At 60.3% G+C, this 16,368-nt stretch carries 20 protein-coding genes and 1 pseudogene; 15 read left to right on the top strand and 6 right to left on the bottom strand.

Translation table 11 applies throughout. The features are described from left to right. Window positions 1-40 precede the first annotated feature (40 nt). A complete protein-coding gene (locus FGZ14_RS15975) occupies window positions 41-616 on the top strand; it encodes a hypothetical protein (RefSeq protein WP_139925205.1) in 576 nt (191 codons plus the stop codon). Between the two features lie 209 nt (window positions 617-825). Here FGZ14_RS15975 and FGZ14_RS15970 read toward each other — a convergent pair whose 3' ends face one another. Continuing rightward, window positions 826-1,899, bottom strand: a complete 1,074-nt coding sequence (locus FGZ14_RS15970; RefSeq protein WP_139925204.1) for an NADH:flavin oxidoreductase/NADH oxidase — start codon at window positions 1,897-1,899, stop codon at window positions 826-828. A gap of 221 nt (window positions 1,900-2,120) precedes the next feature. On the opposite strand from FGZ14_RS15970, the gene FGZ14_RS15965 reads away from it, so the two are divergent. From FGZ14_RS15965 to FGZ14_RS15950, 4 genes are all read left to right on the top strand, one after another. Beyond that, window positions 2,121-2,975 (top strand): pirin family protein, encoded by an 855-nt coding sequence (locus FGZ14_RS15965; protein ID WP_139925203.1) that lies wholly within the window; start codon window positions 2,121-2,123, stop codon window positions 2,973-2,975. Between the two features lie 182 nt (window positions 2,976-3,157). Next, the gene (locus FGZ14_RS15960; RefSeq protein ID WP_139925202.1) at window positions 3,158-3,607 is read left to right on the top strand and encodes an Rrf2 family transcriptional regulator; all 450 of its coding nucleotides are present in this window, start codon (window positions 3,158-3,160) and stop codon (window positions 3,605-3,607) included. Between the two features lie 147 nt (window positions 3,608-3,754). Beyond that, on the top strand, window positions 3,755-4,339 hold the full coding sequence (locus FGZ14_RS15955) for an efflux RND transporter periplasmic adaptor subunit (RefSeq protein WP_139925201.1): 585 nt from the start codon (window positions 3,755-3,757) through the stop codon (window positions 4,337-4,339). 54 nt (window positions 4,340-4,393) lie between these two features. After that, entirely contained in the window at window positions 4,394-4,645 is a 252-nt protein-coding gene (locus tag FGZ14_RS15950) for an acyl carrier protein (protein ID WP_139925200.1), read from the top strand. Window positions 4,646-4,762: 117 nt separating this feature from the next. On the opposite strand, the gene FGZ14_RS15945 is transcribed toward FGZ14_RS15950, so the two are convergent. Further along, complete coding sequence (locus tag FGZ14_RS15945; protein ID WP_139925199.1) at window positions 4,763-5,188, bottom strand: hypothetical protein; 426 nt, start codon at window positions 5,186-5,188, stop codon at window positions 4,763-4,765. Window positions 5,189-5,298: 110 nt separating this feature from the next. On the opposite strand from FGZ14_RS15945, the gene FGZ14_RS15940 reads away from it, so the two are divergent. The 3 genes from FGZ14_RS15940 to FGZ14_RS15930 all read left to right on the top strand — a co-directional run bounded on the left by FGZ14_RS15940 (window position 5,299) and on the right by FGZ14_RS15930 (window position 7,684). Further along, window positions 5,299-5,871 carry a GNAT family N-acetyltransferase gene (locus FGZ14_RS15940; RefSeq protein ID WP_139925198.1) on the top strand — a complete coding sequence of 191 codons (573 nt, stop codon included), beginning with the start codon at window positions 5,299-5,301 and terminating at the stop codon, window positions 5,869-5,871. Window positions 5,872-5,964: 93 nt separating this feature from the next. Then, window positions 5,965-7,065 (top strand): acyltransferase, encoded by a 1,101-nt coding sequence (locus FGZ14_RS15935; RefSeq protein WP_139925197.1) that lies wholly within the window; start codon window positions 5,965-5,967, stop codon window positions 7,063-7,065. A 235-nt stretch (window positions 7,066-7,300) separates the two neighbouring features. After that, the gene (locus tag FGZ14_RS15930) at window positions 7,301-7,684 is read left to right on the top strand and encodes an Hsp20/alpha crystallin family protein (protein WP_139925196.1); all 384 of its coding nucleotides are present in this window, start codon (window positions 7,301-7,303) and stop codon (window positions 7,682-7,684) included. Window positions 7,685-7,780: 96 nt separating this feature from the next. Here FGZ14_RS15930 and FGZ14_RS15925 read toward each other — a convergent pair whose 3' ends face one another. From FGZ14_RS15925 to FGZ14_RS15915, 3 genes and pseudogenes are all read right to left on the bottom strand, one after another. Continuing rightward, on the bottom strand, window positions 7,781-8,104 hold the full coding sequence (locus FGZ14_RS15925) for a hypothetical protein (RefSeq protein WP_139925195.1): 324 nt from the start codon (window positions 8,102-8,104) through the stop codon (window positions 7,781-7,783). A gap of 162 nt (window positions 8,105-8,266) precedes the next feature. Next, window positions 8,267-9,012, bottom strand: a pseudogene (locus FGZ14_RS15920) (IS5 family transposase). Window positions 9,013-10,192: 1,180 nt separating this feature from the next. Further along, window positions 10,193-10,468, bottom strand: coding sequence for a VF530 family DNA-binding protein (locus FGZ14_RS15915; RefSeq protein WP_139925194.1), 276 nt, complete (start codon window positions 10,466-10,468; stop codon window positions 10,193-10,195). Window positions 10,469-10,590: 122 nt separating this feature from the next. Here FGZ14_RS15915 and FGZ14_RS15910 point away from each other — a divergent pair, with 122 nt between their 5' ends. Genes FGZ14_RS15910 through FGZ14_RS15900 form a run of 3 tightly spaced genes read left to right on the top strand, consistent with a single transcriptional unit; the run spans window position 10,591 to window position 12,055 of the window. Continuing rightward, window positions 10,591-11,415, top strand: coding sequence for a glycoside hydrolase family 25 protein (locus FGZ14_RS15910; RefSeq protein ID WP_139925193.1), 825 nt, complete (start codon window positions 10,591-10,593; stop codon window positions 11,413-11,415). Window positions 11,416-11,430: 15 nt separating this feature from the next. Continuing rightward, window positions 11,431-11,820: a septal ring lytic transglycosylase RlpA family protein gene (locus tag FGZ14_RS15905; protein ID WP_139925192.1), complete on the top strand. Its 390-nt coding sequence runs from the start codon at window positions 11,431-11,433 to the stop codon at window positions 11,818-11,820. Between the two features lie 34 nt (window positions 11,821-11,854). Beyond that, window positions 11,855-12,055, top strand: coding sequence for a hypothetical protein (locus tag FGZ14_RS15900; protein ID WP_139925191.1), 201 nt, complete (start codon window positions 11,855-11,857; stop codon window positions 12,053-12,055). Between the two features lie 68 nt (window positions 12,056-12,123). Here the strand turns inward: FGZ14_RS15900 and FGZ14_RS15895 are convergent, their stop codons facing one another. Beyond that, window positions 12,124-12,540, bottom strand: coding sequence for a DUF6799 domain-containing protein (locus FGZ14_RS15895; RefSeq protein WP_139925190.1), 417 nt, complete (start codon window positions 12,538-12,540; stop codon window positions 12,124-12,126). Window positions 12,541-12,734: 194 nt separating this feature from the next. Here FGZ14_RS15895 and FGZ14_RS15890 point away from each other — a divergent pair, with 194 nt between their 5' ends. From FGZ14_RS15890 to FGZ14_RS15875, 4 genes are all read left to right on the top strand, one after another. After that, a complete protein-coding gene (locus tag FGZ14_RS15890) occupies window positions 12,735-13,658 on the top strand; it encodes a DnaJ C-terminal domain-containing protein (protein WP_139925189.1) in 924 nt (307 codons plus the stop codon). Window positions 13,659-13,702: 44 nt separating this feature from the next. Continuing rightward, on the top strand, window positions 13,703-14,035 hold the full coding sequence (locus FGZ14_RS15885; RefSeq protein WP_139925188.1) for a chaperone modulator CbpM: 333 nt from the start codon (window positions 13,703-13,705) through the stop codon (window positions 14,033-14,035). Window positions 14,036-14,206: 171 nt separating this feature from the next. Continuing rightward, the gene (locus FGZ14_RS22265; RefSeq protein WP_139925187.1) at window positions 14,207-15,778 is read left to right on the top strand and encodes an OmpA family protein; all 1,572 of its coding nucleotides are present in this window, start codon (window positions 14,207-14,209) and stop codon (window positions 15,776-15,778) included. A 122-nt stretch (window positions 15,779-15,900) separates the two neighbouring features. Further along, on the top strand, window positions 15,901-16,362 hold the full coding sequence (locus tag FGZ14_RS15875; RefSeq protein WP_139925186.1) for a hypothetical protein: 462 nt from the start codon (window positions 15,901-15,903) through the stop codon (window positions 16,360-16,362). Window positions 16,363-16,368 lie beyond the last annotated feature (6 nt).

Below are 16,368 nucleotides of genomic sequence, written 5' to 3'. Positions count from 1 at the left end.
CTTTGCCATATAGTTAAGAATTGATATTTAAACTAAAGGCATGATCAAGCAATTCGACCTGCTTATAGATGGACCGGGTATCGTCTTCTTCGACCCGTATGTGGTAGCCGCCTTCCTCAGCAAACGGAAGCTGGCGACAACCAACCTATTCCAGCTGTTCCTTGATGATCCAGCTCTAGGCGACGAGGTTATAACGCAGGGAATCATTCTGCCGATCTACCCCATACCGTCTATCGACTATCAGGTCATTATCAATAACACGGGCACAAGTAGTGTCCGCCCGAGCTGGCTGCGCCTGACGAGCCCTCCCCTTCCGCTTACCGTAGGCCAACAGGGCAAACTAGTAGTAGCAGATATGTATGCCTTGATGGAGTGGGACGCAAGTTTTTACCAAGCCGTAACTGACCCTGGCTGCCTTGCTTCCCAGGCGGCTACCGCACTGCACCCTGGTCAGTACAAGGCACTAATTAATGGCTTCGTTGAACGAGAGTATGAGGGGCGCGGCCCTAAAAATATTGGCTACGAATTACTGTTAGAAAGAGTAGAAACCCTCCCGCTGTTACCACCAGCCTTTGAGTCTGACAGTATTGATTTTGCACTCTGGCATCCTGCTTAGAAGCCTTATTCTATCTGGCCCTGGGTTCTTGCCATAATCTTCACTACTCAGGGTATTTAGGCAAATTTCTCGTCTCCTTCCAGCAACAGGGCAGCCAATGCTATGGCATAGTGAGGGCCGTTTTTGCTTATAGGCTATCCTTCTACTAGAGGATAGTGGCAGGTCTTGCTACCCCCACCCTCCAGTAGAAGGCTTCCGCTAATAACTACCTACCTCCGGCGCGGCTTCGCCCGCTCGTACTGCTCGGGCCAGGCTACCTCTACCCCCAGCTCATAGGCGGCGTGCAGGGGGGAATGCGGGTCGCGCAAGGACTCGCGGGCCAGCAGCACCAGGTCGGCTTGGTTGGTGGCAATGATGTCTTCGGCCTGCTGGGCTTCGGTGATGAGGCCCACGGCGCCGGTAGCCAGGCCGGTTTCACGCTTGATTTGCTCGGCGAACTGCACCTGGTAGCCGGGGCCCACGGGAATATCGGCGCGGGCTACGTTGCCGCCGGTAGAGCAGTCGAGCAGGTCCACGCCCTTGTCTTTCAGGATAGCGGCTAGCTGCACGGAGTCGGCGGCGGTCCAGCCGCCCTCGGTCCAGTCGGTGGCGGAAATGCGCACCAGCAGCGGCAGGTGGTCGGGCAGCTCGGCGCGGGTGGCTTCCACTACCTCCAGCAGCAGCCGGATGCGGTTTTCGAAGGAGCCGCCGTACTCGTCGGTGCGCTGGTTGCTCAGGGGCGAGAGGAACTGGTGGAGCAGGTAGCCGTGGGCCGCGTGCAGCTCAATCACCTCAAAGCCCACCGACAAGGCCCGGCGCGTGCCCACCTGGAAGGCTTCTACTACCCCCTGAATATCGGCAAGGCTCAGCTCACGCGGGGCGGGCTCGTCGGGGGTGAAGGGCAGGGGGCTGGGGGCCACCGTCTGCCAGCCGCCTTCGGCTTCGGGTACTACGGTGCCGCCTTTCCAGGGGCTGCTGTGGCTGGCCTTGCGGCCAGCGTGGGCCAGCTGAATGCCCGCCACGCAGTTTTCGCTTTTCAGGAAGTCCACGATGCGGCGCAGGCCCGGCAGGTGCTCGTCTTTCCAGATGCCCAAGTCGTCGGGGGTGATGCGGCCTTCGGGCACTACGGCCGTGGCTTCCAAGAGGATAAGCGCCGCACCACCTATGGCCCGGGCTCCCAGGTGCACCAGGTGCCAGTCGTTGCTGAAGCCATCCTCGGCGCTGTACTGGCACATGGGCGAGATGACGATGCGGTTTTTCAGGGTGAGGCCGCGCAGGGTGAGCGGCGTGAAGAGTTGAGCCATTATAGGAAAAACAGAGGAATGAAGTCGGAGTGGAAGCCTGATAAACCGATGGCCGGGGCCCAGGGTTTTTACGGTGGAGGTTTGCGCCACGCAAGGGGGTAGGAAGCCGGGCCCTAAAAGCGAAGCACGAAAACCATTCGGGCCGGTAGTTGGTATGCATCTGGCGCTGGCGGCAAGCTGACCGGCGCTTCACCCCAACCCTGCCCTCTCCGCCTACCCCCATGCGCACCATCAAAGCCCAGCACCGCGCCCAAAGCGCGCCGATTGCTGATCTGGTTACCTACCGGGCCCTCCCCACGAATTCAGTAGAGCACCTCGACCCGTTTCTGTTTCTGAATCACCACGGGCCCCAGGTGTACCGGCCCAACAACCAGGGCCTGCCCTTTGGCCCCCACCCCCACCGCGGCTTCGAGACGGTGACGTTTATTCTGGACGGCGACATTATGCACCAGGACACTGGCGGGCACCAGAGCATCATCGGGCCGGGCGGCATTCAGTGGATGACGGCGGGTAGGGGCCTGATTCACGCCGAGGTTTCCTCGCCGGAGTTCAAGCGCACGGGCGGGCCGCTGGAAATTCTGCAGCTGTGGGTAAACCTGCCGGCCAAGGATAAGATGGTGGAGCCCCGCTACATCGGGCTGCAAGAGCCCGAAATTCCGGCCCTACCCCTCGACGAAGGCCGGGTGGTGCTGCACGCCGTGTCGGGCACCTGGCTGGGCACGGTGGGCGCCGTAACGCCCCTCTCGGATATTCAGCTGGCGACCATCAACTTCCAGGCCGGGGGCAAGCTCACCCTACCCATTCCCGCCGAGCACACCATCTTCTTCTACACGGTGCGGGGCCGCCTGCGCGTGAACGGCCAGGATACGGAAGCCCGCCGCCTCGTAGAGTTTAACTACGATGGCGACGAGCTGCACTTGGAAGCTCCGGAAGACGCCGTGCTGCTGCTGGGCCACGCCCGGCCGTTCCGGGAGCCCATTGTTTCCTACGGTCCCTTCGTGATGAACACCGAGCAGGAAATCCGGGAGGCGTACCAAGATTATCAGGCCAGAAAATTTGGGCGCTGGGAAGAGTAAATAATGGGAGCGGACTTAAGGTAAACGAGGCCACCCACCGTCTGCTATAGAGTGTTGCTCCCTGGCCGCACAACATGCTTTATGAAAGACGGTTTACTTCTCGCCCCGGAGTTTTCAGGTGAAAGATTGCGCACAACCTTTCTGCGTCGTACATTTGTAACCAAATCTGTTACTAATTCCTCATGAACACTCGCTTTGCCGTCGCGACGCACATTCTGGCCTACCTGGCGCACGCCCAGGGCCAGCCGGTGTCGTCGGAGGTACTGGCCAGCAGCGCGGGCACGCACCCGGTGGTGGTGCGCCGCCTGATGAGCAGCCTCCGCGAAGCCGGACTGGTGCAAAGCCAGCGCGGGGCCGGGGGCGGCACCATTCTGGCCCGCCCGCCCGCCGACATTACGCTGCTGGAAGTGTTCCGGGCCATGCGCGAGTCGGACCCCGATATCTTTCAGGTAGGCAACACCAACCCCAATACCCAGTGCGACCTGGGCGGGGTGATGCAGGCCACGCTGGAGGATATGTTCGGGCCGGCCATTGAGGCCATGCGGGCGGCTTTGGCTAGCATCACGGTGGCGCAGGTAATGCAGGAGCTGGCCAAGCGCCTGCCGGGCACCTGCTCCGGCGCTTCAGGGTAGCGCGTTTTTTATTTACCCCAAAATGTAACCAAACTGGTTACTATCTGTTTTTCACTGCTTTCCGCGCGGCTTCGGCCCCAGCGGACACCATTTGCCGGGTAGCGCTTGCGCGCCGCCCGGGTTGCCGGGCAAGCCGGTACTTATCCCATGAAAAAAATACTTGGCGTGGGGCTCGTGCTCCTCGTCGCCGTGGGCAGCTTTGTGCTCCCCCTCTGGTTTACCCCTGCCGATGCGCCGGTTGCTGACCTGCCCCTCGTTCCTACTGCTAATTTCCTGCCGGCGCGCCCCGCTGCCAAAGCCTCAGCCAATAGCCAGTCCATCCGGACGCAGGCAGCCGGCCGGGTGTGGGAGCTGTACTTTCACGAAGGCCAGCGGGTACGCAAAGGCCAGCTGCTGCTGAAGCTGGTAGAAAAGCTGCCCAGCGTAGCGCAGCAGCAGCTGCAGGCCCGCTTGGCCCAGCAGCAGCACACCTACGAGGCCCTGGTAGCCAGCCAGCCAGCCGCCCCCGAGGCAGCGCTGGCGGCTGCCCGCGAGCAGCTGGCTGCCACCCGCGAGCAGCTAAGCCGGGCAGTGCCCATGCTCAGCTTTGCGTTCGTGACGGCGCCGGCCGATGGCACCATTTCGGGCGGACTGGTGCGGGCTGGCGACTACCTGGCGGCTGAGGCCACGGTAGCCGAGCTTTTCTCCGGCCCCTTGGCCGATACCACGCTTCTGCTTTCCAGCGTTGAGTAATCACGCTGGGTCTTTCCTCTCGTTCTCTGTTTTTTCCTGTTACCGTATCGGACTATGGAACAGCTCGTTCGCTATCAAGTAGAGCGCATGTTGCGCCGCAAGCACCGCAACCCGGCCTTGCACCTCACCCCGGCCTCGCGCCTGCACGAAGACGTGGGCCTCGACTCCATTGATATGGTGGAGCTGGTTATAAACCTGGAGCACCGCTTCCACATTGAAATTCCGGACCCGGAGCTGGAGCGCCTGCGCACCGTGCAGGATGTGCTTACCTGCGTAGATGAGCACCTCAGCGAGCCGGCAAGATAAGTTCGGCGGGCTCCGGGTTGCTACCCTCTGTCAGACGCTCAGCCCCTGCCTCCGGCGCCGGAAGCAGGGGCTGCTTTTGTTTTCGGGTTTTCAGGTCTCTGGGGCCCGAGGGCAGGGCTAGGCCAACTGCTGCTGCCGGGCCTGCTGCAGCCACTCAATGGCGGCGCGCTCATCAATGAACCGCTCCGATAAATACGGCTTCCCTAGAAAGAAGCTGGCAGGCGGAAAAGCCGCATCGGCTTCGGCGTCGCGCATAATCACGGGCACCAGCAGATAAGCCAGGTAAGTGCGCCCGCCCAGCCGCGCGTGCAGGGTGGGCAGGAAGCTATTAATCATCCACTGGGCGCCTTCCCGGTCGGTGTTGAAGCGGCGGCGGGCATCCAGCAGCCAGTGGCGGCACCGATGATGAGCAGCCACTTCCAGCAGGTAGAGGTAGCCCTGGCACATTTCCTCCAGCGTAACCTTGCGCATCCACCGGATCAGCAGCACGTCCAGATCGGAGCGGTAGGTAACCTCAATGTACTCCGGGGCAGTTGGCAGCATCAGGAAAAGCGGGCAAGGGGCGAGCACCAAAGGTAGGATTCAGGCGGGTACGGGGGGTAGGCGCCGGGTAGTATTTTGTCTTTTTTCCGACCAAACCCGTATTCTCGTCCATGATTCCGCTGATTGCCTATACGCCCCGCCTTACGCTGATTGCCGCCAGCCGGGCCCTGCTTACCGCCGAACTCACGAAGCCTCAGTATTTTCCCATTCTGCTGGGGGCTCAGCTGCCCGCCCACTGGCCCCCGGGCCAGTACGATGAGGAGGCCATGCGCTACTTTCTGGAGCAGCTCACGGCCGGGGGCCGCACGGCGGCGGGCTGGTACGGCTGGTACGCCATTTTGAAAGCCGGCCCCGAAACGCCCAAAAACACTCTGATTGGAGCTGGGGGCTTCCACGGCCCACCCCAGGATGAAACCGTGGAAATAGGCTTTTCCATAGCCGACGACTGGCGGGGCCGTGGCCTGGGTACCGAGCTGGTAGCCGGCCTGGTGCGCCACGCCGCCGATACGGGACTGGTACGCCAGCTTACGGCCCGCACCACCCCAACCAACCTGGCCTCCCGGCGCATTCTGGAGCAGAACGGCTTCCGCCTGCCGGCTCCCGAGCCCGACGCGGAAGGCCACTTGCAGTTCGTGCGCGACATCACCGGCGCCGATAAAACACCCCCGAAGGTTTCAGCCTAGCCCTCAGCCAGCAGGCCGACGTTGGTTTTTACCGTTCCGCCTGATTGTGTGGGATGCGCGAGGTACTTTTGCGCTTTCCCTACCCGGTCATATATGCCTGAACCCACCGGTGCTCCTCTTGCCTACCGCCCTGAGTTGAACGGGGTACGCGCCCTTGCGGTATGGGTGGTGGTGGTGCAGCACTGGGTTGCGCCACCCATCATGATGGGTGAAATGGGCCGACAGCTGTTCTTTGTACTCAGCGGCTACCTCATTTCGGGCATTGTCTGGAAGCAGCAGGTGTACCCCGGAGCACCGGGGGCATGGGGGCGGCGGCTGGGCACCTTCTACCTACGTCGCCTGCTGCGGATCATTCCGCCCTACTACTGCGCCTTGGCCCTAAGCGCCCTGCTACCCCTGGCCACCATCCGGGAGTATCCGGTGTGGTTTCTATTGCCGGCCGCCAACCACCTGTTCTACTACCTGCAACGCTGGGGCGAAGGTCTGGGCCACCTCTGGACCCTAGCCGTGGATGAGCAGTTCTATCTGCTTTGGCCGGCGCTGCTGGCGGTGGTAGGCCGCCGCTGGCAGTGGCTGCTCCTGGTTGGGGTAGGCGGCCTAGCCTTTCGGGTGGGCTGGAGCCTGCTGGTTACCCCAGGTTTTGTGCTGGTGCTGCTGCCCTCTTCTCTCGATTTGTTCGCGGCCGGCTCCCTACTACGGTTTTTCGAGAAGTCTCAGGGGCTGGGGCGCTGGGCACGCGGGCATAATGTCCTGCTAGCCTGGGCGCTGTGGTGGACGCTGTGGGCAGCCTTACATAACTATCAGGGCGGGGCTATCTGGCTGATGGTATTCCCGACGGTAGGGGCCATAGCTTCCTTCCTGACTCTGGGCTGGCTGTTGCACTACCCCGTTGCGGCGCGGCAGGCCGGTCTGTTGCATCCGGCTCTGCTCTGGCTGGGCAAGCGCAGCTTCGGCACCTATCTTTACCACTTGCTGTTACCGGTGTTCTGGCAGCGCTTGGTGTACAAGCTCTGGCCGGCCGGCTCTGAGTGGCGCGAGGTACTGCTTGGCCCGCTGCCCACCGTGCTGGTACTGGCTCCCTTGCTGATTTTACTCAGCGCAGCCTCTTGGCACCTTATTGAAGCCCCCCTGGGCCGCCTTAAGCGCCATTTGGCCTACTCTCCGGCTGCCGGGAACGAGGCAGCACGTTCATAGGCGGCGCATAGGAGGATTCCCTTGTATAAGCGGTATATCAAAAACGTGCATGCCCTGGCAGCTTGGCCCTGATTTCTGGTTCAACTACTAAAGCTTACAGCCAAAGTGGCACAAAAACTAGTAAACAGAACTTGATTCCAGCCATTGTGGCTGAAATATTGAATAAATGGGCGGTAACGTAGGTTGGTACAGGATTTGAAATAAGACTTGTACACATCAAGAGAGGAACCTGACCATGAATCTTATCAGCAAGGATTTTATCCGCAACATCGTCCCGCAACTCGACCTGCTGAACACGCTGGGTGGAGGCATTGCGCAGGCCACGATGCGGATTGACAAGCGCGAGAAGGGCGTGGTGGTTCGGGTAGCCGCTCCGTCGGTAAGCCCTGAGAACTTCCACGTCGTACTCAACAACAACGTGCTGACGGTATTTGCCGAGTACCGGCACACCCCCGAGGATAAGCTGGCGGCTCCGCTGTTCAGCCGCACCCTGAACCTGCCCGCCACCCTCGACCTGAGCCGCATCGATGCCGTGTTTGAGGGTCAGGAACTGCAGATTCGCATTCCCTACCGCGACGCCGCCACCGAGCCCCGCGAAATAATCATCAAGCAGCGCTAGCCTGTTATAGCTGCTCATAACGCCGGGACCGACCGGCCTGCCTTATGGTTTCACCTGCCACTGCCGGTTCGGTAGTGGCTTTTTTGTGCCTTGCCGCTAGTTGAACAAAGGCCACAGCAGCCCGAACCCCGTGAGCAGCGAGAGGTAGAACCAGCCCATCAGCTGCCCCCGGTGCCGACGGGGCAGGCGGTTGCTGAGCACCAGCACGACCGTTACAACCAGCGCCAGATGCAGCAGCAGAAACACCACCGTTTTCACCCAGTTGCTGACAATGGTATTCTCAGGCTGCAGCTGATTGCTCATGCCCAGGCCCGAGGTAGCAAACCGCAACACCTGGTAGGCCACTACCTCAAACAGCACGAACAAAGCGGCCCCGGCCAGCAAGGCCAACGGCCCGGATTTCTGCGATACATCTGCCATGGAGTAGCGGAATAAGGGAGGAACTGAGTAAGAGGCAGGGCGGAGCTAGGCCGCTACGCTAATAGGCGAGGGTTTTGCCCACGCAAGCTGGCGCGGTTCAAACTAGTGCGTTCCGGCAGGAAGAAAAAGGGCTGCCCGGCAACAATACAATACTAGGAAGTGTTAACAATCACGTAACCAGACGACGGTTGCCGCGAGATGGATGAAGGCCAAGAAATGGGCATCGAGCTTATCGTAGCGCGTGGCGACGCGGCGAAACTGCTTGAGGCGGCTGAAGAGCCGCTCCACGGCGTGGCGCTGGGCGTAGCGGGCCGCGTCGTAGGCCCGCGGCTGGCGGCGGTTTCGCCGGGGCGGAATCACGGCCTGCGTGCCGCGGGCGGCTAGCGCGGCCACCAGCGGGTCCGAGTCGTAGCCGCGGTCGGCCACCACATAAGCCGGCGCCAGGCCCTCCAGCAAGGGCAAGGCCTGCGGGGCGTCGTGGCTGTGGCCCGCCGTCAGGCGGCAGCGCCGCGGCCGGCCGCGCGCATCGGCGGCCAGGTGCAGCTTGCATGTCAGCCCGCCGCGCGAACGGCCGAGGGCTTGCGGCCCGTTTTTTTGCGCGCGCCGCTCGCGTGCTGGTGCGCCCGCACGGTGGTCGAGTCCACCAGCAGCGTGTGCAGGGCGGCCTCGTCCTGTACGGCTTCGAACACGCGTTGCCACACGCCCGAGGCGGCCCAGCGCTGGAAGCGCGTGTACGTCGTGTGCCAATTGCCGCGCTCTTTCGGCAGCGCCCGCCACCGGGCCCCGTTGCGCGCCAGCCACAGCACGGCCTCCACGAACTGCCGGTTGTCGCGCCCTCGCCCCCCGCTCGTGCCCGGCCGGCCCGGCAGCAGCGGCGCTAGCCGCGCCCATTGTGCCTCGGTTAACATCTGCTCCATACCGCAAGATATTCACTGTTAACACTTCCTAGTTAACAAAGAGGTTATCAGTCCATCCGGGCAACTAGCAACGACAAGATCGTCTATTGGCCCATTCGGGGTAAGGCAAACCGCTGCTAACGTACTAAGAGACTGACCTGCTGCAGTTGCTGCCGCTGGAGTAGCAAAGCCTGTAGCGCCTCGAACGTATACGGCTACCCGATATAGGTCACGTTCTGTTGCGGCAATATCAGATAAGCCATCATTATTAAAATCAGAAACCACAATGGCACTAAGTTGTGCTCCTACAGAAGTAGCAAAGACAGTAGCAGATTAAAAAACTACTGGCGTGGATGGTTGAGTAACTGTATGTGTTAACGCTAAGATTCCAGCCAGACATACAGGTGTGACAATAGATCGTGTATTCATATTTGAGTAGAATATCTAAAAATTTACACAAAAAAACTTATAGATAACCCACAAATCCATGATATCACTATCGACAAAACAACAAAAAAACCTCTAACAATTCTCTGCCAATAAGTTTCTTTACCCCATTTATCTTCAAAAATATGATACTTATTCCTATAATAAATCTCGTTTATAAATAATAATATAAGCATTAATGACACAAATAAAAATGCGTTTCTTTTGGAGTCGATTGGGCTTACATAGTGATTTCTAATAAGCCAAATAGCAATCATCGACAATACCGGTAAACTTTGAACTGTTGATACAGATATTGCGGCAGTAGTGGAATTTTCACCTTCACGCTTGAAGTAGAACCTAGCCACTCTGTAATATATATAATCGAAAGGCTTTCGGAGACTATTCATTCTAGAAATAAAATTTAAAGGCCATTTATTTCTCCAAGTAAATATCCTTGAGGTTTGAGGAGTATTCCTGGCTCTGTATTGCTCCATCAATTGCACCTGTCCGATCTGTAATAGATGCTCCAGCACCCAATTGTATTGCTAGGTCTGCTATCCCATAAACCCACCCAAAGGGAGTGTAAATGGTAAGAATGCCAATTGATACTTTTGCAACATCACCGTAAGAGCTGTGGATCTCTAGTCCTGAAGGCATACGATTCCACCAGCGGCGATTGGGTTGAGTAGCAACGCCAAAATGATTATTGCCCGAAGCATAATCTGATTAGCCTATCTGACTAACCGCATAATTACTTAGCTGCCTACTTCTTCTCCCCCAGCACCTCGGCCGTACGGGTGCGGATGTACAGCTCCTCTACCTTGGCCCGGGCCCAGAGGGTGCGGCGCAGAAACGTGAGGCTGGATTTGATACTGGGATTTACCGAAAAGCAGTTGATGCGGATGCGCCGGTCCAGCTCAGGCCAGCCGTAGGCCGCTACCAGGTACTCCAGAATCTGGGCCAGGGTAATGCCGTGCAGCTCACGGATCAGGTGGCCGGATTCGTCGCGGGCATCGGGGAGGTTAGGCAGATCGGGCATAGGTAGGGGCAGCTTAGCCCGGTAAAAATGCGAAAAAGCAGGCGTCTTTTGGCTCTATTCTCTGGCCGAAGGCACCACGGAGGCCCGACCGGGCGTTACCTTTGGCAACTGCCATTGCCTCTATGAATGCTTCTCGCCGTTCCCGTTCTGGCTCGCGTGTGGTCTGGCGCCGGGCTCTGCTGCTAAGCCTAGCAGCTGTGTTGCTGGGTAGCTTGGTGTTTTACTGGCGGCACCAGCGGCAGCTTAACCGCTACGTCCGGCGCACCTATGCCTCCTTTATCAGCGGCCGGCTTACGGGCCGCGAAAAAACGCCCCTGCTGGCCGGCTACTCCGTGCACGGTATTGACGTATCGGCCTACCAGGGGCGCATCAACTGGCCCGAGGTAGCCGGGCACCAGGTACGGTTTGCCTTTATTAAGGCCACCGAGGGCGTAACCCTGCGCGACGCCCGCTTTCAGCGCAACTGGCAGGGTGCCCGGGCGGCCGGCATCTACCGGGGCGCCTACCACTACTTCCAGCCCAACTACGATGGTGCCCAGCAGGCCAACCTGTTTACCCGCACCGTACCCCTGGCCCCCGGCGACCTGCCTCCGGTGCTGGATGTGGAGCACGCCGAGTTTCACGACGTGGCCCAGATGCGCCGCGGCGTGGCTACCTGGCTGCGGCTGGTAGAGCGCCACTACGGCGTACGGCCCATTCTGTACTCCAACTACAGCTTCTATAAGCGCCACCTGGCCGGCCACTTCGATAAGTACCCGCTCTGGCTGGCCCACTACGAGGTAGCCCAGCCGGTTCTGCCCCCCGAAAAGTGGATTATCTGGCAGCACTCCGACGAAGCCTACGTGCCCGGCATTCGGGGTACTGTGGACTTTAACGTATTTCAGGGCAACTTTCAGCGCCTGCTGGCCCTGCGTATTCCGCCGCGTCGGTCCCCGGCGCCTCACTAACCGCTCTTGATTTCTATGCCGCTTGCCGCCCTGCTTTCGTTGTCGCGCTTTTCCTGTTGCTGGCTACTGCTGGCTCTGCTGTTTACGGGCTGCGCCGGCAGTGGCGTCACGCAGTCGGGCAAGGCCTCGTACTACGCCGATAAGTTTGCCGGCCGCAAAACGGCCAGCGGATCTATTTATCGGCCGGGCAAGCGCACGGCGGCCCACAATACGCTGCCGTTTGGCACCATTGTGCGCGTGACCAACCCGCGCAACCATCGCTCGGTGCGCGTAAAGGTCACCGACCGGGGCCCCCACGCCAAAGGCCGCATCATCGACCTTTCCCGCAAGGCTGCCCGTAAAATTGGTATTGTGGAGGCTGGCGTGGCCCCCGTCGAGCTCAAGGTTATCCGCAAAGCCAAGTAGCCCTTTTCATCCTCTTTCCCTACCCCTCCCCGCCATGCGTATCCGTAAGAAAGTTCAGTGGACTATTCCGGCCGAAGCCAGCCGCTTTGTGCAGCTCGGAGCCTTCGTGAAAGCCGCCGAAACCCAGGGCTGGTCGGAGGCTGAAATTCAGTTTGTGATGGATGAGGTGGTAGAAGCCCGCGACGAGGCCGAAGTAGCCCTCATCTTCCAGGACTACACCCAGCCCGTGCGCTAACGCCACAACGGGACGGCCCGGCGCTTACGCCCGACCGCCCCGTCGCACTGATCGTCAGCCGCTTCAGGCTACTTGATTTTCTTTTTCATTTTCACCTTGCCCCCGTTTTTCGAGAGTTGCAGCAGGCTATCCTGTTCGGCTTTCATGGCTTTGGTAGTCAGGCGGCCGGTCAGGGACATATAGTCGCCTTCCTTTAGCATCATGGTAGTACCGTTGGCCATGGTTACGGTCCCATCGGCCCCTATTTTGGTGCCGTTTACCAGGGCTGTTTCCGCGGTAAGCGCCTCAGTGTGCGCGTCGCGCGTCATCATTACCTTTCCTTCCTTCATCACGAAGCCATCCTTCAGGGTGACTCCAACGGGGGCCGCGGCCCGGGGGCGGGGTTGGGCAGGCTTGCGCGGCGGTAGCTTGGTTTGCGCCTGGGCGCTGAGGAGGGTACCTCCCGCCAACAGCAGCGAGGCGAGCAGAGCAGAAGACAGTTTCATATACGTGGGTGGAATGTGGGAAAACGATACGATAACCCGGCCGGGGGCAGCCTCGCTACTATACGAAAACCGGACCAGATTCGGCTGCCTTCGGGGGGTAACCCCGCGCCGCCTGCGCGCGTTTTACACAGAGCACTAGGGCTGCCGGCCGCGCGCCGCGCCCTCTTTTTGTTGTTTCTCCCTCCCCTCGCCCCGTGGACTACAAAGACTACTACCAGGTTCTGGGCCTTGACAAGACGGCCACCAAAGACCAGATCAAGAAGGCCTACCGCAAACTGGCCCGCCAGTACCACCCCGACGTGAACCCCAACGATGCGGAGGCGGAACGGAAGTTCAAGGAAATCAATGAGGCCCACGAAGTGCTCAGCGACGACGAGAAGCGTCAGAAATACGACCAGCTGGGGGCCGACTGGCAGCGCTACCAGCAGGCCGGCGGGGGCCGCGGCGGCCAGGGCGGCGGCTTCGACTGGTCGCAGTACACCCAGGGCGGCAGTTTCCGGGGCGGCAACCCCGATGATGACCCCTTCGGCGGGGCCGACTTTTCCGATTTCTTCAGCTCCATGTTCGGGGGTATGGGCGGCGGGGCCGGGGGTAGCACACGGCCCCGCTCCGGGCAGGATTACCAGGCCGAGCTGGAGCTTACGCTGGAGGAAGCCTACCGGGGCGGGCCGCGTACGCTCACGGTGAATGGCAAAAACCTGCGCATCACTATTCAGCCGGGGGTAGAAGACGGCCAGACCATCCGGCTGCGCGACCAGGGCGGCCCCGGCCGCCACGGCGGGCCCAGCGGCTCGCTCTACATTACCCTGCGCATTGCCCCCGATGCCCGCTATTCCCGCACCGGCAACGACCTGACCATGGACGTGCCCGTGAGCATTTATACGGCCTTGCTCGGGGGTGAGCAAGTGGTGGAAACCTTGTCGGGGCCGGTAAAAATCAACATCAAGCCCGAAACCCAGAACGGTACCCGTCTGCGCCTGCGGGGCAAAGGCTTTCCGGTGTACCGGCAGCCCGGGCAGTTCGGCGACCTGTACCTGCGCCTGACGCTAACGCTGCCCCAGCACCTGACGGAACAGGAAAAAACCTTGTTCCGCCAGCTGGCTGAGCTGCGCAAATAGCCGCGCACTGGCTCCTGTTTGCAACCAAAACCGCGTCAATTGCCATGGAAACGCAATTTATCATCCTCACTATCCGGGAGTGTGCCACGCAATATGGCCTGAGCGAAGCCGACGTGCGCGAATTCGTGGACCTGGGTCTGCTGCACCCCGCCCCCGGCACCCCCGACAGCCTGCAGGAGGAGCCCGACCATATTGCCCGGCTGGTCCGCCTGCACCACGAGCTGGGCCTGAGCAAGGACAGCCTGGAGGTGGTAATGGCCATGCGCCGCCGCTTGGAGCAGCTGCAGCAGGAGTTGACCCGGCAACGGGCGCGGGTGCGGCAGCTGGAAGTATTTCTGCACGGCTCCGGCCCTACCTTCGACCTGGACCTGCGGTAATGCTGCGCTTGCTACCGTTGAGCTTACTGATGAGCCTAAGCCAGAACAACTCTTGAAGAATTCGGGGGTAGGGTTGGACGCAGCCGGGCAACTTTTCCGGCCCAGCTGGGTATAAAGGCCCAGCCTGGTCTTGCAGGCTAGTATTTCCGCCACCATTTTCCACTTCTTCATATGCCTCCACGCATCCCCTTAATCAAGGCACTGACGCTTGGGCTTTCGGCCTGGGCTCTGGCGCCACTGGCTTCGCACGCTCAAACGGCCGACCGCAAAACGGCCATCGGCATCAACGTGAGTGCCATGCAGTACAAAGGCAACTTCGGGTCCGATTACTGGAACTGGAGCGAAAACAAGTACGCGCCCGGCATCACCATCAGCCAGTACCTCAGCAAAGGCCTCGATCTGCAGCTGAGTGGTAACTACGTGGAGTTCAAGAAAAATGCCCCGGCCGGCGCTCCGTACTTCGGCAGCAACTTCGCTACCAACGTGGTGAATGTAAACCTGGGCCTGAAATTCAAGCTGCTCAAGGAAGAATCGTTCCTGCGGCCCTACCTGCTGGCCGCGCCAGGCTGGACGTACACCAGCCGCGAAGGAACCATCTTCCGCAACAACCAAACCATCAACACTGACCAGGACAAGAGCTACTTCGACCTGTTTGGGGCGGCGGGCCTGAGCTTCCGCCTGGGCGATGCGGTAAACCTGTTCGTGCAAACCGGCCAGCACATTCCGCTTAAAGCCAACATCGACGGCGACCCTGCCCGCGACGATAACGCCTGGGACGACAAGTTCCTGCAGCATACCGTAGGCCTGAACATTGCCCTGGGCAAGACGAAGGACGAGGACAACGACGGTGTTTCTGACCGGAAAGACAAGTGCCCCGGCACGCCTGCCGGCGTAGCCGTGGATGCCAATGGTTGCCCGCTTGATGGCGACGGTGACGGTGTACCCGACTACCAGGATAAGTGCCCCACCGAAAAAGGCCTGGCCGCACTGGAAGGCTGTCCCGACCGTGACGGTGACGGTGTGCGCGACGGTGACGATAAGTGCCCCGATACGCCCGGCAAAGCCGAGCTGCAGGGCTGCCCCGACTCCGATAACGACGGTGTAATTGACCAGAACGACAAGTGCCCCGACACGCCCGGCGGCGTGAAAGTAGATGCCAACGGCTGCCCCGTGGATACCGACGGTGACGGTGTACCCGACTACCAGGACCGCTGCCCGCAGCGCCCCGGCCCGGCCTCGAACAAAGGCTGCCCCGAAATGAAGGTGGAAGAGAAAAAGCGCCTCCAGGAAGCCACTAAGTACATCCAGTTCGAGTTCAACAAGGCGACCCTGAAGCCGATTTCGTTCCCGACCCTCGACGGGCTGGTGCAAATCCTGAACGACTACCCGGATTACTTCCTCGGCATCTCGGCCCACGCCGACAGCAAGGGCGACGACGCCTACAACCTGCGTCTCTCGGATGAGCGTGCTGCTTCGGCCCGCGCCTACATGCTGCGCAAAGGTATCCCCGCCGACCGCATCGTGTCGCACGGCTACGGCGAAAGCAAGCCTATTGCCCCGAACACCACGGAAGCCGGCCGCGCCCTCAACCGCCGCGTAGAGTTTGACGTGTACCTGCCCGGCGACCCGAATCCGTCGGAAACCAAGTACGGCCCGGCTCCGGAAATTCCGGCCGCCCCCGCAAAGGCAGCCGCTCCGGCCAAAAAGGCCCCGGTAAAGAAAGCTGCCCCGCGTCGGAAGTAATTTCCGGTAGTTGGTAATAAAAAGCGGCCCGCTCAGCTGAGCGGGCCGCTTTTTTATGAAGGTTGATTGAGTCTGCGGCCCACTGCTGCTAGGCTTCCCTTCTCTCCCTATCTGCATCTGCCATGCCCCACGACGATGATTTCTTGCCCGAAAATTTCTCCTTTGATGACCACGAGGATCTGGAGTACCTCAAGCACCGGGCCCTCTTCGAGAAGGCTAAAGAGCTGGCCCACCTGACCCAGGCCTTTGTGCAAAGCCTGCCCGAGCCCCCGGAAATTCCGCTTCTAGGCGAGATGATGCTGGAGAACAGCTATGTGCTGGGCGCCAAACTGGCCGCGTCGCGGGCCGTGCCTTACTACTCGCGCCGGATGGAGCTGGCCGTGCTGATTAAAGTAGCCGCCGAAGGCCTGCTGACCCAAACCAGCACCTGTCACATGCTCAGCATTGGCGCCCCCGAGTACTGGCAGCTGCTGCGCGATGAGGTAGAGCAGTTCCGGTTACTATTCGTGGCCTGGGTTCAGGACTTCGACCCCACTACGGATGTGGAAGATGAGTGGGGTCTGTTCAGTAACCCACTGCGCTGAAATGGC

This window comes from Hymenobacter sp. DG01, assembly GCF_006352025.1.
Lineage (GTDB): Bacteria > Bacteroidota > Bacteroidia > Cytophagales > Hymenobacteraceae > Hymenobacter.
Note: the sequence above shows the minus strand (reverse complement) of the source record. Positions and strands in the feature narration are given on the sequence as shown.

Excerpts from the sequence above, each read along its gene's own strand:
- FGZ14_RS15975 (WP_139925205.1), top strand. The coding sequence starts at position 41 with ATGATCAAGCAATTCGACCTGCTTATAGATGGACCGGGTATCGTCTTC.
- FGZ14_RS15970 (WP_139925204.1), bottom strand. The coding sequence starts at position 1,899 with ATGGCTCAACTCTTCACGCCGCTCACCCTGCGCGGCCTCACCCTGAAA.
- FGZ14_RS15965 (WP_139925203.1), top strand. The coding sequence starts at position 2,121 with ATGCGCACCATCAAAGCCCAGCACCGCGCCCAAAGCGCGCCGATTGCT.
- FGZ14_RS15960 (WP_139925202.1), top strand. The coding sequence starts at position 3,158 with ATGAACACTCGCTTTGCCGTCGCGACGCACATTCTGGCCTACCTGGCG.
- FGZ14_RS15955 (WP_139925201.1), top strand. The coding sequence starts at position 3,755 with ATGAAAAAAATACTTGGCGTGGGGCTCGTGCTCCTCGTCGCCGTGGGC.
- FGZ14_RS15950 (WP_139925200.1), top strand. The coding sequence starts at position 4,394 with ATGGAACAGCTCGTTCGCTATCAAGTAGAGCGCATGTTGCGCCGCAAG.
- FGZ14_RS15945 (WP_139925199.1), bottom strand. The coding sequence starts at position 5,188 with ATGCTGCCAACTGCCCCGGAGTACATTGAGGTTACCTACCGCTCCGAT.
- FGZ14_RS15940 (WP_139925198.1), top strand. The coding sequence starts at position 5,299 with ATGATTCCGCTGATTGCCTATACGCCCCGCCTTACGCTGATTGCCGCC.
- FGZ14_RS15935 (WP_139925197.1), top strand. The coding sequence starts at position 5,965 with ATGCCTGAACCCACCGGTGCTCCTCTTGCCTACCGCCCTGAGTTGAAC.
- FGZ14_RS15930 (WP_139925196.1), top strand. The coding sequence starts at position 7,301 with ATGAATCTTATCAGCAAGGATTTTATCCGCAACATCGTCCCGCAACTC.
- FGZ14_RS15925 (WP_139925195.1), bottom strand. The coding sequence starts at position 8,104 with ATGGCAGATGTATCGCAGAAATCCGGGCCGTTGGCCTTGCTGGCCGGG.
- FGZ14_RS15915 (WP_139925194.1), bottom strand. The coding sequence starts at position 10,468 with ATGCCCGATCTGCCTAACCTCCCCGATGCCCGCGACGAATCCGGCCAC.
- FGZ14_RS15910 (WP_139925193.1), top strand. The coding sequence starts at position 10,591 with ATGAATGCTTCTCGCCGTTCCCGTTCTGGCTCGCGTGTGGTCTGGCGC.
- FGZ14_RS15905 (WP_139925192.1), top strand. The coding sequence starts at position 11,431 with ATGCCGCTTGCCGCCCTGCTTTCGTTGTCGCGCTTTTCCTGTTGCTGG.
- FGZ14_RS15900 (WP_139925191.1), top strand. The coding sequence starts at position 11,855 with ATGCGTATCCGTAAGAAAGTTCAGTGGACTATTCCGGCCGAAGCCAGC.
- FGZ14_RS15895 (WP_139925190.1), bottom strand. The coding sequence starts at position 12,540 with ATGAAACTGTCTTCTGCTCTGCTCGCCTCGCTGCTGTTGGCGGGAGGT.
- FGZ14_RS15885 (WP_139925188.1), top strand. The coding sequence starts at position 13,703 with ATGGAAACGCAATTTATCATCCTCACTATCCGGGAGTGTGCCACGCAA.
- FGZ14_RS22265 (WP_139925187.1), top strand. The coding sequence starts at position 14,207 with ATGCCTCCACGCATCCCCTTAATCAAGGCACTGACGCTTGGGCTTTCG.
- FGZ14_RS15875 (WP_139925186.1), top strand. The coding sequence starts at position 15,901 with ATGCCCCACGACGATGATTTCTTGCCCGAAAATTTCTCCTTTGATGAC.